A 14,267-nucleotide genomic window follows, 5' to 3' on the forward strand; every position below is an offset into this window, starting at 1 on the left:
ATCCGGGGCACGACGATAAACTCGACAACGACAACGACAACGACAACGACAACGACAACGACGCTAACAGCATTCTCTAATGGACTTGTTTAACTTATTAGTAAACCGTTCCTAAGATGCTCTTTCTTTGTGTCTCTGTGTCTTTGTGAGAAAATTTTCTTCACACCATGAATAACGATCTCACCATCAGTCAAGGCCAGTGCGCGGTCCGCGTCCTGCTGGTGGACGACAATCCCTCCAAGCTCATGGCCCTGGAGGCGGCGCTCGCGGACCTGGGACTGGAGATCGTGAGCGTCCCCTCGGGCACCGAGGCCCTGCGCCGGCTGTTGGTGCAGGATTTCGCGGTGGTGCTCCTCGATGTGAACATGCCGATCATGGACGGCTTCGAGACCGCCGCCCTGATCCGCACCCGGCCGCGCTCCGAGCACCTGCCGATCATCTTCATCACCGCGGAGCGGCTCGCCGATGAGGCGCGTCTGCAGGCCTATGCGCTCGGTGCGGTGGACTATATCTTAAGCCCAGTGCTGCCCGACATCCTGCGCGCCAAGGTCAGCGTCTTTGCCGATCTGTTCCGCCTGCGTAACCGGATACTCCAGGATGCCGGGGAGATTGCCGAGAAGAATCAGGTCATCGCGCGACAGAACCGCCAGTTGACCGATGCCAATGAGCGATTGCAGGAATTGAACGCGACCCTGGAGCAGCGGGTCGCGGAACAACTGGCCCGCCTGCGCGAACAGGATCACCTGCTTATTCGTCAATCGCGCCTGGCGGTGATGGGCGAGATGATCGGCAATATCGCCCATCAATGGCGCCAACCGCTCAACGCCCTGGCCCTGGTGCTCGGTAATATCGAGGATGCCGCACGGCATGGGGACCTCAGTCCCGAGTACCTGGGGCAGAAGATCGCCGATGCCCATCGGCTGATCGACAAGATGTCGAGCACCATCAGCGATTTCCGCGACTTTTTTCGCCCCGACAAGAGCCCCGCACCCTTCGCCGTCAGCCGACCCATCGGCGCGGCGATCGCCCTGGTGGCCGCGAGTCTCAAGGCGCATGGGATCGAGGTCGTAACCGAGATCATCGAGGACGTGCGGACCCTGGGAACCGCCAATGAATATTCACAGGTGATCCTGAACCTGCTCGGCAATGCCAAGGACGCCATCATCGCCCGCAACCTCGGGCGCGGGCAGATCACCGTGCAGGTCGATCGCGCCGGCGATCAGGCGCGGGTCCGGATCAGCGACACCGGCGGCGGGATTGCGGACGAGGTGCTTGCCCGTATCTTTGAACCCTATTTCTCCACCAAACCGGGCGGCACCGGCACCGGCACCGGTCTGTACATGTCCAAGATGATCATCGAGAATGGCATGGGGGGGCGCATCCGCGCGCGCACCCTGGAGGCCGGCGCCGAGTTCACCTTGCTGACGCCGCTGGCGCCGGAAGGTCCCCCATGAGCCCCGCAATTTTGGCGCCATCTCGTTCCCACGCTCCGGCGTGGGAATGCCGTGCGGGCGCTCCGCGACCGGTCTGTCGGCTGGACGCGGAGACCTGTAGGCTGGGTAGAGCGCAGCGAAACCCAGCAATCAACGCCCTATGCGCGGGCCAACGATGGGTTTCGCTGCGCTCTACCCATCCTACCGCGCAGCACCCGCGCTTGGCACCCACGCAGGAGCGCAGGAGCCAGGCCGGGACTCTTCTTGGCGTCTTGGCGTGAGTCGTAGTCAAACCGCAGGTGAAGGATAAGATGAACAATCATCGCGACCAAGACCATCAAGACGATCAAGACTATCTGCGGGCGTTGTCCGTCCTCTATGTCGAGGACGAGGACGAGATCCGCGATGAGTTGGCGGTGTATCTGCGTCGGCGCGTGGCACGGGTCTATACGGCAGCGGATGGTCAAGCGGGACTGGACGCCTTTACCAACCATCAGCCGGATCTCGTGATCACCGACATCCGCATGCCGGTCATGAATGGTCTGGAGATGGCCGAGCGCATCCGTGCGGTGAATGCCAAGGTGCCGATCATCATCATGACGGCCTTCGAGGAGACCAGCTATTTTCAAAAGGCGATCGAACTCGGGGTGGATCGCTATCTGACCAAGCCGCTGAATCTCGACCTGCTCAGCAGCGCCTTGCTCAAGTGTGCGCGGGTCATTCGCGCGGAGGCGGCGCTGCGTGAGGTGCAGCAACGCTACCGGCTGCTGTTTGCGCTCTCGCATATCGCCATCTCGGTGACGGATGCCGCCGATGAACGGCCGGGGCTGCTGATAGCCGATGGACACGTCGTCGACTGCAATGCCGCCTTCCTGAGCCTGCTCGGCTTCGCGGACCGCAATGAGTTGACCGGCTTGCTGTTCAGCGATCTGCTGATGCCCGACACACTCGACCGCGTGAATCAACTGATCCGTGACGAGCTGCTGGTGCGCGGTTTCAGTCCGGAATCTGAAGTTGAGCTGCGGCATAAGGACGGCCGGGCGGTCCCGGTCATTGTGCAACTCATCCTGCGCCGTGACGCGGCGGGGCGGGCGACCGAAACCTGGGCGGTGATGCGCGACGTTTCCGAACCACGCCGTGCGGAGCAGGCGTTGCGGTTGGCCGCACGGGTGTTTGAAAGCAGCGGCGAGGGGATACTGATCAGCGATGAAGAAAACCGCATCCTGTCGGTCAACCCGGCCTTCTCCAAAATCACCGGTTACAGTCAGGAGGAGGTGATCGGCCAGAATCCACGGTTGCTCAAGTCGGACTGGCAGGGGCCTGATTTTTATGACCGGCTGTGGCGCTCCCTGCACACGACCGGCCACTGGCAGGGCGAGATCTGGAACCGCCGTAAGAGTGGCGAGGTCTATGCGGAGTGGCTGTCGATTACCGTGGTGCGCAACGCCCAGGGGCAGGTGCTCAACTATATCGCCATCTTTTCGGATGTCTCGGAGATCAGGGCCGCCACGCAACATATCGAGTTTCTTACCCATTATGATCCACTGACCCGGCTGGCCAATCGCCGCTTGCTGGAAGAGCGGGTGGGTGATTTGATTTCCCTGGCCGCGCGCACCCAGACCGGGTTGGCCCTGATGTTCATCGATCTGGACCGTTTCAAGGTCATCAATGACTCGCTGGGTCACGCCGCGGGCGACGCGATCCTGGAGACCGCGGCGCAACGCATGCACGCCGCCGTGCGTGAGGTGGACATCCTGGCACGCCTGGGTGGGGATGAATTCGTCTGCGTGTTGCCTGGTATCGCCCAGGCCGACGACGCCACCATCGTCGCGCGTCGGCTGATGCTCCTCATCGATGAGCCGATGCAGGTGGCGGGGCAGTCCCTGACCGTCACCTCCAGTATCGGCATCAGTCTGTACCCGGCGGATGGCAGCGATTACGAGACCCTGCTCAAGCACGCCGATGCCGCCATGTATGCCGCCAAGCGCGCCGGGCGCGACAACTTCATGTTCTTCTCGCAGGATATGAATGGCGATATCGGCCGCCAGATGCGCAAGATGCGCATGGAGAATGCGTTGCGCGGGGCGCTGAAGGCCGGGGAATTTCAGCTTCATTATCAGCCGCAGGTGGCCATCGGGAGCGGGCGCATCATCGGCCTGGAGGCGCTGCTGCGCTGGAACTGCGCCGAACTGGGCGCGGTGGCGCCGGGCCTTTTCATTCCGCTGGCGGAGGAGACCGGGCTCATCATCGCGATCGGCGAATGGGTGCTGCGCGAGGCCTGCCGCCAGAATGCGCAATGGCAGCGGGAGGGACTACCCGCCGTCCTGGTCGCGGTCAATCTCTCGGCGGTCCAGTTCCGCCAGAAGGGTTTGCCGGACACGGTGCGCAGCGCGCTGCAAGACAGCGGCCTGGCGCCGCAGTGGCTGGAACTGGAATTGACCGAGTCGGTGGTCATGCAGGATGCCCAGTATGCCATCGCGAGCCTGAGTCTCCTGAAACAGATCGGCACCAGCCTGGTCATCGACGACTTCGGCACCGGCTATTCCTCGCTGGCCTATCTCAAGCGGTTCAGCATTGACAAGCTCAAGATCGACCAGTCCTTTGTCCGGGACCTGTCCGGCAGCGGCGATGATGAGAAGATCGTCACGGCCATCATCGGCCTGGCCCACGCGCTGGGCCTCAAGGTGATTGCCGAGGGTGTGGAGACCGCGGAGCAATTGGGTTTCCTGCGCGAGCAGAAGTGCGATGAGATGCAGGGTTATCTCTACAGCAGACCCATCCCGGCCGCGGCCGTGGCAGAGCTCTTACGGGGGGCTTCGCTACCAGGAGGATGACGGCCTTGGTCACATTCTCGTTCGTGCGTACGCCGTAGGAGCGGCCCCCGGCCGCGACGGATATCACCCTGGATGATCGATTCCGCCGGTATTGCCTTCCGGATCTCTATGATGATAGACAAAAAGTTACTGATCGTCGGCGGTCTTTTTCTCGTGCTGGCCGCCGTCTGGAAATTTTCCCTCGCCCCGCGGTGGACTCAGCGCCTGCCGCCCGGTTGGGCGTGGCGAGCCAATTATATCGGCATCAGCGCCACGCCGGACCCGGCCAGTGGGCGATTTCCTGCCGACAATACCACCGCTACCTATCAGCGCTCCACCCGCATTGTCAGCGACGCCGGGCGTCCGCACCTCGTCAAGGCCGAGGATACCTTTACCATTCGTGACCTCAACACCGGCAAGATCACCTGGGAGTACATCACCAAGGCCATGGCCGACCCGGCTACCGGCGTACACCTTGAGCCTGATGTCAAGGACCAGGTTCTGGTGTTCCCACGCCATGCTGAGAAGAAGACCTATCGGCTGCGCTCAAATTACCTCAAAGGCGTCCCGCTCGCCTATCAGGGGGAAGAAGACATCGGCGGCCTGATGACCTATGTCTACGGCTACCAGGGCCGCGGCGAATACACCGAATCCTATCTCGGCACGGCACAGTATCCCGGCGTCCAGATCGCAGCCGGGCAGGAAGTGAGGTGCGCCGATGATCAGTTTAGCTTCAAGGTCTGGGTCGAGCCGCTCAGCGGCGAAATTCTGAAGATGGATGAGAGTTGCCTGTCCGGTGACTACATCTACGACATTGCCGGCGGCCAACAGCTCGCCGCGGTATTGCGTTGGGGCGGGACCACGGCCGGCGACGATGTGCTGATCCGCTGCGACCAGGTACGCGCCGACCGTCGCCGACTGCTGTGGTTTGATCTCTACCTGCCGACGAGCGCGGCCCTGATGGGCATGATGCTGCTCGGTTGGGCCGGTGTCAGCCGTTGGTTCAGCGGCCGCCGCGGATGAAACAACCATCACTTTCTCTCACTGCCCGGCTGCTTTTTGGCCAGGCCGTGGGATTCATGATCGCTATCAGTATCGGTCTGGTTATCCTCTATTTCGGCATCCGGGCGCAGGTATATGACGGCATTCGTACGTCCGGTCTGACGGCCGTCGAAATGCTGGTGCACCTGCTTAAGGAAGAGGCACATCTGCTCCAGGAGGCGCCGGTGCTCATCCAGCCGGATGCGTCTCTCAAGAGTAAGGGGCTCAACCGCTCCATCGCTGATTTCACCGCCAGTTTCCCGGATATTTCGCGTATGAGTGTGGTGGATTATCGCCTGCGTGTGTTGGCCGACAGCAGCGGCGCGCCGCTTGGCAGCATCACCGATCAAAGTGCACTGATTGAACTCATGCGTAGCGGCGACAAGCATGAGACGCGCTCCCTTGCTTATACGTCCTCTGGTCAGCGCTATCTGCGCCTGTCCCAGGCCATCCATGGTTCCTATGATCCGGTACGCGCATCAGACGTGGTCGGCGCGGTGTCGATCGACCTGTCTCTCTCTGCGGCGGAGCGGGATATCGACGCCATCTTTATTTGGGTAGCCGGGGTGCTGCTCTTCCTCTCCCTACTCCAGATCGGCTCCCAATATCTGCTGTTGCGCAAGTTGGCACTGATCCCGCTGCGTACGCTCATGAGGACCGTCCAACAGCTTGAAGGTGGTCGACTCGAGGCCCGCGCCCCGAGCGATAACCCGGGTGAACCAGGTGACCTGGGGCGGGCCTTCAACCGGATGGCGGATGAAATCGAGCGGACCAACCAGGCACTGCGCGAGCACAGCCTGAGATTCCAGACCATCATTTCGTCGTCACCCCTGGCTATGATCCAACTCGACAGCGCAAAACGGGTCGAGATGTGGAATCCCGCCGCCGAGCGGATCTTCGGTTGGACCGAAGCCGAGGTCCTGGCGCATCCATTGCCCACTATTCCGCCGGATAAACGGGATGAACTTTCAACCATTCTTGCAGCGCTCGAGCGGGGTGAGTCGCTGACGAACGTGATAACGCAACGGCTGCGCAGAGACGGCACCCGCGTCCATGTCAGCGCCTCGATGTCGCCCCTGCGTGAACTCACCGGCACCATTACCGGGTTCAGCGCCATCATTGCGGATATTTCGCAGCTCAAGCAGGTTGAGGACGCGATGGCAACGACCAACGAGACCCTCTCACGGTCAGTGGCGACACTCGAACAACGCACCGGCGAGCTCACCCTCCTGGGCGAGATGGGCAACCTTCTGCAAGCCTGTATCAAGCCGCAGGAGGCGCACCGCGTCATTGCCCATGCCGTCGCGAAAATCTTCCCGGGCATGGCCGGAACCCTCTATGAGATGCCGCCCTCGCGCGACCACATGGAACCGGTCATCCGCTGGGGTGCCGGTGACACCAAGGCGCAGGTGTTTGCCATGGACGGGTGCTGGGCCTTGCGGCGCGGCTGCGCGCATCGTGTGGAGGACGTCGCGACGGGTCTGATCTGCGAGCATGTCACCGCCGAAGGGGGACAGCAATGGCCATCCCTCTGCGTGCCGATGATGGCGCAGGGCGAGGCGCTGGGCCTGCTGCATGTGCAATGCACCGCCGGTTCACCCGCCCTCACTCAGGAACACCAGCGATTGGCCGAGACTATTGCCGAGCAGCTCGCCATGGCGCTGTCCAACCTGAATCTGCGCGAGGCGTTACGCCAGCAATCCATCCGCGATACGCTGACGGGGCTGTTCAACCGCCGGTATATGGACGAGACCCTGGCCCGCGAGATCGAGCGGGCCAGGCGCAGGGATTTGCCAATCGGCGTTATTATGCTCGATATCGACTTCTTCAAGCGCTTCAATGACACCTATGGTCACCAGGCGGGTGACGTGTTGCTGACCGCGTTGGGTCAATTCCTGCGAACCCAGGTGCGCCTCGATGATATCGCCTGCCGCTACGGCGGGGAGGAATTCACGCTCATCCTCCCCGGCGCCTCGCAGGAACTGGCGCACCAGCGCGCCGAGCAATTGCGCGTCAACATCCATGCGCTGCAGGTGAGTTTCGAGGGCGATACGCTGGCGGCGATCACCCTGTCACTCGGCGTGGCCGTCTTTCCCGCCCATGGCGAGACTGCGCAAGCCGTTCTGCGGGCCGCCGACGCCGCGCTCTACCAGGCCAAGGAGAATGGACGGGATCGGGTCGAGTTGGCGGTTGGCGCCCCAGCCGCTCATCATGGCGCCGCCCTCTCAATGGGCAAATAGCATGTTGGTCGCTGACCCCAACGGGGTTGGACATACCAGCCCAGGGCAACGCCCTGGGATAGCGTCGGTTGATCGGGCTGGACTCCGTTATACCTTACACCCAGGGCGTTGCCCTGGGCTGGTATGTCGCGCCCCTTCGGGGCTTGGGGGATCGCAAAATAAGACGAAACGCCCTATTCGGCCCGCACCGCCAACCGCTCGATGGTCTCGCGCAGCAGTTCCGGGCTGATCGGCTTGGCCAGGAAGTCGACCATGCCGGCGTCCAGACAGTCTTGCCTGACCTCCTGTGAGGCGTTGGCGGTGAGTGCGACGATGGGCAGTGGTCGCTCCGGGGCCAGGATGCGGTAGCGGCGTGCGAAGGTGATCCCGTCGATCTTAGGCATCCGCAGATCGACGATGGCGATGCCGTAGGTCCCGGCAAGGGCCTCGCGCAGGGCCTGCTCGCCGTCCACCACGCGGGTGAAGGCGATGCCCATCTTGGTCAGGAAGGTCGTGACCACGCGGGCGGCGATCTCGTTGTCCTCGGCGACCAGGACCCGAATGCCGGCGACCGAGGCCGCGGTGGCGCCGACAAAGCCCGGTTGCTGCGGCTCGCAACAGGGTGCCGACTCGGGCAGGAGGCCCAGCAGTCCCGCGACCGCGCCGACCAGGTCCTCGGCGAGGAAGGGCTTGCCCAGGCAGCAGGTCCCCTCGGCGCGCCCCGCCGGCCGCCGTGCCGCGTAGGTGAGGAAGAGGCAGGGCAGTTCGCCGCCCCTGCCGCAGCCCAGGGACTCGCTCACCTGGGCGCGGATCGCCGCCAGGTTGCGCCCCTCCAGACGATCGGCAAGCACCAGCACGTCCAGGTCCCCGGCGCCGATCCCGAGCCTTGCGAGCGCGTCGGGCTCGGCGACCGCGTGACAGGTCGCCCCCGCGTGGCACAAGGCCGCGCAGACCAGTTCGCGCTGGGTCTGGTTGGCCTCCAGCACCAGGGCGCGCCGCCCGGTCAGGTCAGCGCAGGGGGAGGGCGGCGGCGCCGCGCCGTCCAGCAGCGGCAGCCGCACCCAGAAGCGGCTGCCCTGGCCCTCCTCGCTGACCACGCCGATGGTGCCGCCCATCAGGCGCGACAGTTCCAACGCGATGGTGGTGCCCAGGCCGGAGCCGCCGAAGCGGCGGGTGGTGGAGGTGTCCGCCTGGCTGAAGCTCTCGAAGATCTGCGCGATCTTATCGGCCGGGATGCCCACCCCAGTATCCTCCACCTCCAGCAGCAGGTGGGGTGCATGAATTTCCGCCTCCGGGGGCCGCACGGTCATCCGAACCCGGACCTCGCCCTGCGTGGTGAACTTGACCGCGTTGCCGACCAGATTGAACAGGATTTGGCGCACCCGCAGCGGGTCGCCGATGATGGTCCGGGGTACCTGCGCCGCCACGTCGCAGATCAACTCCACCTCCGCGGCCAGGGCCAGGCCCTCCAGTACCCCGCAGACCTCGCGCACCAGCAAGCGCGGGTTGAAGGGCAACTGCTCCAGCCTGAGCTTGGCGGCATCGATCTTGGAGAAGTCCAGGATGTCACCGATCAGGGCGCTCAACACCTGGGTAGAGTTGGCGACCGCGGTCACATAGTCGCGCTGCTCGGCGTCCAGTGGCGTCGTCTTGAGCAACTCGATCATGCCGATCACGCCGGTCAGCGGGGTGCGCAGCTCGTGGGTCATGAAGGCGAGAAAGTCCCCCTTGGCCTTGTTGGCCCGCTCCGCCTCGTCCTTGGCCTGCTGCACCCGGCGCAGCAGGGCATACTGGTAGAGCGGCAGGAGCACCAGGAGCAGGAGGAAGAACACCGCCTCATAGGTGTGTCTGGACCACTGGTCCAGGGCGCTCAGCACCAGGCTGTAGGCGATCACCGCCTCCGCTGAGGCCACCAGCAGATGGCGGGCGCTGTAGCGGGTCCCCGCGGAGATGAAGATCCAGATATAGAGCAGGTAAAAGGGGCTGATCGCCTCCCGCGTGATGAAGATCGCCAGGCTGATGGCCACGATATCCACGCTCAGGGACAGGTAGCGCCGGGCCGGCCAGTCGGGGCGGATCAGGACGCTGACGAAGATCCCCAGGATGACGACCAGGAGGATCGCGAACAGGGTGAGGAAGTAGGGGACATCGACCTTGTAATAGTTGTTCCAGGCCGCGAGCGAGATATACAGGGTACCGAAGCACCAGACCCCCAGCCGGACCACCGTCGATTGGAACTCGGCGTTCGCCGTCAGGTCCTTCGGCAGCCCCGCAAACCCGCGCTTGGATGTCATCGTCGCCCCCGCTTTGCCGTCATCGAAGAAGAAGACCACGGGGCTCCCGAGGCCGCCGAGCCGGGACAATCTCCGCTGGCGCCCCGTCCCGCGACCCATGGTATATTAGCCAATCATGAAGCGCTTGTGCGTGCCGCCCATGGCCTCCACCCCGGAAGCCGGCCGCGCCGGGCCCCTGGGCGCTGCGAAGTGCCGGACCGCAGAGAGAGAGAAGAGGGGAGACCGCAATGTCAAGAAAACACCCGATCGTCGCCGTTACCGGGTCCTCCGGGGCTGGCACCACCACCGTCAAGCGCGCCTTCGAGCACATTTTCTACCGCGACGGCATCAGTGCCGCCGTCGTCGAGGGTGACAGCTTCCACCGCTATGACCGCGTGGCCATGAAGGCCGCGATGGCCACTTTCGCGGCGGAGGGCCGCAACCTGAGCCACTTCGGACCCGATGCCAATCACTTCGAGCTGTTGGCGGAACTGTTCCACGCCTACGGGGAGACCGGCACCGGCAAGAAACGCTACTACATCCACAGCGACGAGGAGGCGGCGGAGCAGAACGCCCGGCTTGGCACGACGCTGAAGGCCGGTCAGTTCACCCCCTGGGAGGGCCTGTCCGAGGGCACCGACCTCCTGTTCTACGAGGGTCTGCACGGACTGGTCGTCACCGACGAGGACAACGTCGCCCAGCATGTGGACCTGGGCGTGGGCGTGGTGCCGATCGTCAACCTGGAGTGGATCCAGAAGATCCATCGGGACAACCTGGAGCGCGGCTACTCGGCCGAGGCCATCGTCGACACCATCATGCGGCGGATGCCGGACTACATCCTGCATATCACGCCTCAATTCTCGCTGACCGACATCAACTTCCAGCGGGTGCCCACGGTGGACACCTCCAACCCCTTCATCGCCCGGGACATCCCCACCCCGGACGAGAGCTTTGTCATCATCCGCTTCCGCGAGCCCGATAAGCTGGAAATCGATTTCCCCTACCTGCTCTCCATGATCAAGGACTCCTTCATGTCCCGGCGCAACAGCATGGTGGTGCCCGGCGGCAAGATGGGGATGGCGATGGAGATCATCCTCCAGCCCATCATCGAACGGATGATGGCCGCGCGGCGGGTCTAGCCCCACTGTCTCAGGCAAGGCCGCAAGGACCGCGGCGCAGCAGATGGCCGACCGCCCCCTGCCTTGGCTAGACTCATGCGTATGAATCGCCCCTGCGAGCCGATTTTCCATTGTGTCATGGCGCTCCCCCTATGAATACCCATTGCGTCGCTGCCCGGCATGTACTCTGGCTGTCCCTACTACTCGCCGTCGCCGGAGCCACCCCTGCCGGCGCCGAGGACTCCGACCGAGTCGAGGACGACACCGTCGCGTTCTATCAAGAGAAGGGTTTCGTCGTGGTCGGCACGACTGAGGTCGAAGTGGCTGAAGGCTACGATTTTGTCTTGTTCGAGGGCTGTGAAACCGGAAAGGAGATCCCGCTCGCTAACGGCCAGACTTTTGTCTGCGAGGACGATGGCTCGATTTCGGCCGAGTTCATGGCGGACGTGGTGATCCTCAAGCACCCGACCACGGGCGAAACCAAGGTCGTGATCGCCAACCGCACCTTCAAGGGAACATTGAAAGGCACTGCTGACCCGGCATCGCTCGTCGCGGCCTTGCCTGTCTCAGCGCCGCCGGCCCCTCAGCCCTCGCCACCCGTTGCCGAGCCACGGACTGTTGCGCCGCCGCCCGCCCCGGCGCTCGGTCCGCAGCCCCCCGCGTTCGGTGACCTGAGGCCCGTGCCGCCGCCGGCTCCCCCGCCCGGCCCCAGGCCGTTGCCGCCGAGCTTCGCCACTCCAGCCCCCGCGCCGGGGGTCGGACCGCCATCGCCCCAGCCACCGTCGGCAACGCTGATCGCGCCGATCGTCGGCACCTGGCATACCAGCCTGGTCCTGGGCGGCGCCCGGGTCGAGGGCATCGCGATCCTCGACGCCAACGGGAACTTCAACCGATTCGAGCGCTGGGACTTCGGTTTGACCGTGCAGGTGTGGGGTACCTATACCGTCTCGCCCATCTCCTCGACGCTGTTTCAACTGAGCCAGAAGCCGACCGGGTGGGAGCCCCAGGAGTGGTGCGTCCGCGACAACGTGTGCACGCAGCTGAATTATCCCGCCGCCGCGACCCAGTTCACCTTCCTCGACGCCGACCGGCTCCGCGACGAGCAGACGAAGGCAGTCTACAAGAGGCAATAGCGCAATGAACGCCCGTCATTACGTTGCAGTTGTCATTCTGATCAATCTGCTTGCGTGCGGTGCTGAGGTCGCACTCGCCCAGCCGCCGGCCGCGACGCCGACCGACGCGGGGCCGTCAGCGCATTGGCGGTTCTTGCGCCACGACCCCGACAGCCTTGCGCGGCTTGGCGGTGGCGACATGGTCGCGGGGATGAACAAGCTCGGCGAGGTGGGGTTTGAGTTGTTCATCGTTACTACGGCGAACGATCAAGGTGCCGCCGGGTGGCTGTATTTCAGGCAATCGCCATGGCACCGGCCGCTGCCGCAGCCGTCGATTGAATACAAACTGATCGACGATCAGGGCATCACTGATCTGGGTCCCAACAGCTTTGCTGACGGTCTCATCAAGTTGGAGAACGACGGCTGGCAACTGGCTGCGATCACAACAAGAAACGGCGGCGCGGGCTGGCACTTTTTTTTCCGCAATAAAGTGGCGATGATTCGGGACAAGAGCGCGGGCGCGGCAGCCGCGGCGCCGCGTAGCCCCGGCGCAGCACCGGCCGCGGGCAATTTTTCGACCCCCAGGGCCGCGGTGCAGACCTTGATCGCCGCCGCGACCGCGCGCAATGGTGAACTGCTGAGTCACTGTTTCGCCGACAGCGCAGCAGAGGAGTTCACGTCGCTGCGAAGCCAGACCGCGTCGCAGAAAGATTTGGACGACCTGGCAACCCTGTTCCAGGGCGCGACCGTCACCGATGAGCAGATCAAGGACGATCGGCACGCCACCGTTTCCGTCAAACTGTCTGCCCGGAGCGAAGAAATCGCGTTGACCAAGACGGCGGACGGGTGGCAGGTGGTTGATTTCTGATCGAGTCGCGGCCCCGGCCGGCGCCTGCGTTGGCGCTCCGATCTAGCGACCGGGCCCGGCCCGATCGACCCAGCCGCCACGGCAGCCGGCCGTGCGCGTCGGTGCCGCCCGGATCAGCTCGGTCAGGGCCGAGCGGTCAGTGATCGCCCCCTTGAGCCCGATGCGCAGTTCCGTGATCAGGCCGTCCTGGTCGCACTCCAGCCGTACCCGCTCCCCGCTGCCCGGACCGAAGGTGTGCGCGACGGCGGCCCGTACCTCCTCCGCGCGCAGCCGTTTGCCGATGTTGGACTCAAACAGCCGCTGCACCTGCGAGGCGTTGAATTGCGCCAGCAGCGCCAGCGCGTGCCGGAAGTAGGTCTCCGCATCCGTGCCGTAACAGCTCCCGTGCTTGGCCCACTCGTAGCGCTCCAGGTTCCCGGCCGTCCCGGGCATCTGCTGCTCGAGCTGCGCACGGGTGGCCGTGCTGAGATCCGGCCGCGGCAGGCGCTTCCAGTTGCCCGACTCCGCGGCGGTGCGGTCCGGCTGAGCGATTCCGCAGTAGGCGCGCCCGAGCGGTTGCGGCCAGAGCCCGTGGAGCGAGAACCGGCGGGCGTCGGCCCGCTCCGGGGTCAGACCCTGACACTCCGGGCGATGCGGGCGCGGCTCGCAGAAGGCCGGCTGCCAAGTGGCGGCGAGGACGTAGTGGGCGTCCATGCCGCCCGGCGTGGCGGCAGCGGGGACTGCCGCCCGGGTTGCCGCGGGTGGCGCCGACGGCTGGTCAGGCGCCTGGGGTGCGGCCGACAGGGGCGCGGCGAACCGGCCGCATGAGACCTCCACCCACCGGTCTTTGGGCTGCGCTGACTCGATGCGCAATTGGTAATGGGTCGGCTCCGGCCGGTCGCGGGCGACGATTAGATAACTCTGCCCCGGCACCAGGCGGATCTGGCCCGGATTCCTCTGATGTTTGGTCGAACTGCCCGCCGGACAGTCCTTCTCCGCGATCAGGCTGCCCGCGAAGGGCTCCGCCGCCGCGGCCAGCGGCCAGAGACACAGGAGCAGTGGGAGCAGTGGGCGCGACGGGTGCATCCGGCGGTTCTCGGTGTTGGCTTATTCGGGTCGGAGCGGTGGTCAATCTCCCCAGTCTACCTCGTCACGGCCGGTAGCGGTCCGTCGGTAACCGCAGGTCGCGGCTTTACCGTGAAAGTCCGGCGGTAACCCGGTGGGAGCGGCTTCAGCCGCGACGCGACCGCGCAAGCCGCCCTGGCCTCGTCGCGGCTTGCCGCCGCGCTGCGAGGCCGCGGTAACCTGCGACGTTGCGGCAGCTTGCGATGCCTGGTCGCGGCTGAAGCCGCTCCCACAGCGTCGCTGCGCGACTTTTACGGTAAATTTCCGGGATCATTTGCCGGTCCCG

Annotated in this window: 9 protein-coding genes; 7 read left to right on the forward strand and 2 right to left on the reverse strand. The window is 64.5% G+C overall.

Features of this window, described 5'->3' with window-relative positions:
• Nucleotides 1–167 precede the first annotated feature (167 nt).
• The 4 genes from QZY48_RS28255 to QZY48_RS28270 all read left to right on the forward strand — a co-directional run bounded on the left by QZY48_RS28255 (nt 168) and on the right by QZY48_RS28270 (nt 7,527).
• Entirely contained in the window at nt 168–1,454 is a 1,287-nt protein-coding gene (locus QZY48_RS28255) for a response regulator (protein WP_295436978.1), read from the forward strand.
• A 290-nt stretch (nt 1,455–1,744) separates the two neighbouring features.
• Nucleotides 1,745–4,267, forward strand: a complete 2,523-nt coding sequence (locus QZY48_RS28260; protein ID WP_295436979.1) for an EAL domain-containing protein — start codon at nt 1,745–1,747, stop codon at nt 4,265–4,267.
• Nucleotides 4,268–4,339: 72 nt separating this feature from the next.
• On the forward strand, nt 4,340–5,269 hold the full coding sequence (locus QZY48_RS28265; RefSeq protein ID WP_295436980.1) for a porin PorA family protein: 930 nt from the start codon (nt 4,340–4,342) through the stop codon (nt 5,267–5,269).
• Complete coding sequence (locus QZY48_RS28270) at nt 5,266–7,527, forward strand: diguanylate cyclase (protein ID WP_295436981.1); 2,262 nt, start codon at nt 5,266–5,268, stop codon at nt 7,525–7,527. Before QZY48_RS28265 ends, QZY48_RS28270 begins: the two co-directional genes overlap by 4 nt.
• A 173-nt stretch (nt 7,528–7,700) precedes the next feature.
• Here the strand turns inward: QZY48_RS28270 and QZY48_RS28275 are convergent, their stop codons facing one another.
• On the reverse strand, nt 7,701–9,800 hold the full coding sequence (locus QZY48_RS28275) for an ATP-binding protein (protein ID WP_295436982.1): 2,100 nt from the start codon (nt 9,798–9,800) through the stop codon (nt 7,701–7,703).
• Between the two features lie 227 nt (nt 9,801–10,027).
• Here QZY48_RS28275 and QZY48_RS28280 point away from each other — a divergent pair, with 227 nt between their 5' ends.
• From QZY48_RS28280 to QZY48_RS28290, 3 genes are all read left to right on the forward strand, one after another.
• Entirely contained in the window at nt 10,028–10,918 is an 891-nt protein-coding gene (locus tag QZY48_RS28280; protein WP_295436983.1) for a phosphoribulokinase, read from the forward strand.
• Between the two features lie 131 nt (nt 10,919–11,049).
• Nucleotides 11,050–12,030, forward strand: coding sequence for a hypothetical protein (locus QZY48_RS28285; protein WP_295436984.1), 981 nt, complete (start codon nt 11,050–11,052; stop codon nt 12,028–12,030).
• A gap of 4 nt (nt 12,031–12,034) precedes the next feature.
• The gene (locus tag QZY48_RS28290) at nt 12,035–12,877 is read left to right on the forward strand and encodes a hypothetical protein (RefSeq protein ID WP_295436985.1); all 843 of its coding nucleotides are present in this window, start codon (nt 12,035–12,037) and stop codon (nt 12,875–12,877) included.
• Nucleotides 12,878–12,919: 42 nt separating this feature from the next.
• Here the strand turns inward: QZY48_RS28290 and QZY48_RS28295 are convergent, their stop codons facing one another.
• Nucleotides 12,920–13,942 (reverse strand): ribonuclease T(2), encoded by a 1,023-nt coding sequence (locus QZY48_RS28295; RefSeq protein WP_295436986.1) that lies wholly within the window; start codon nt 13,940–13,942, stop codon nt 12,920–12,922.
• Between the last annotated feature and the right edge of the window lie 325 nt (nt 13,943–14,267).

The sequence above is a fragment of the uncultured Thiodictyon sp. genome (assembly GCF_903828115.1).
Classification (GTDB): Bacteria; Pseudomonadota; Gammaproteobacteria; order Chromatiales; family Chromatiaceae; genus Thiodictyon.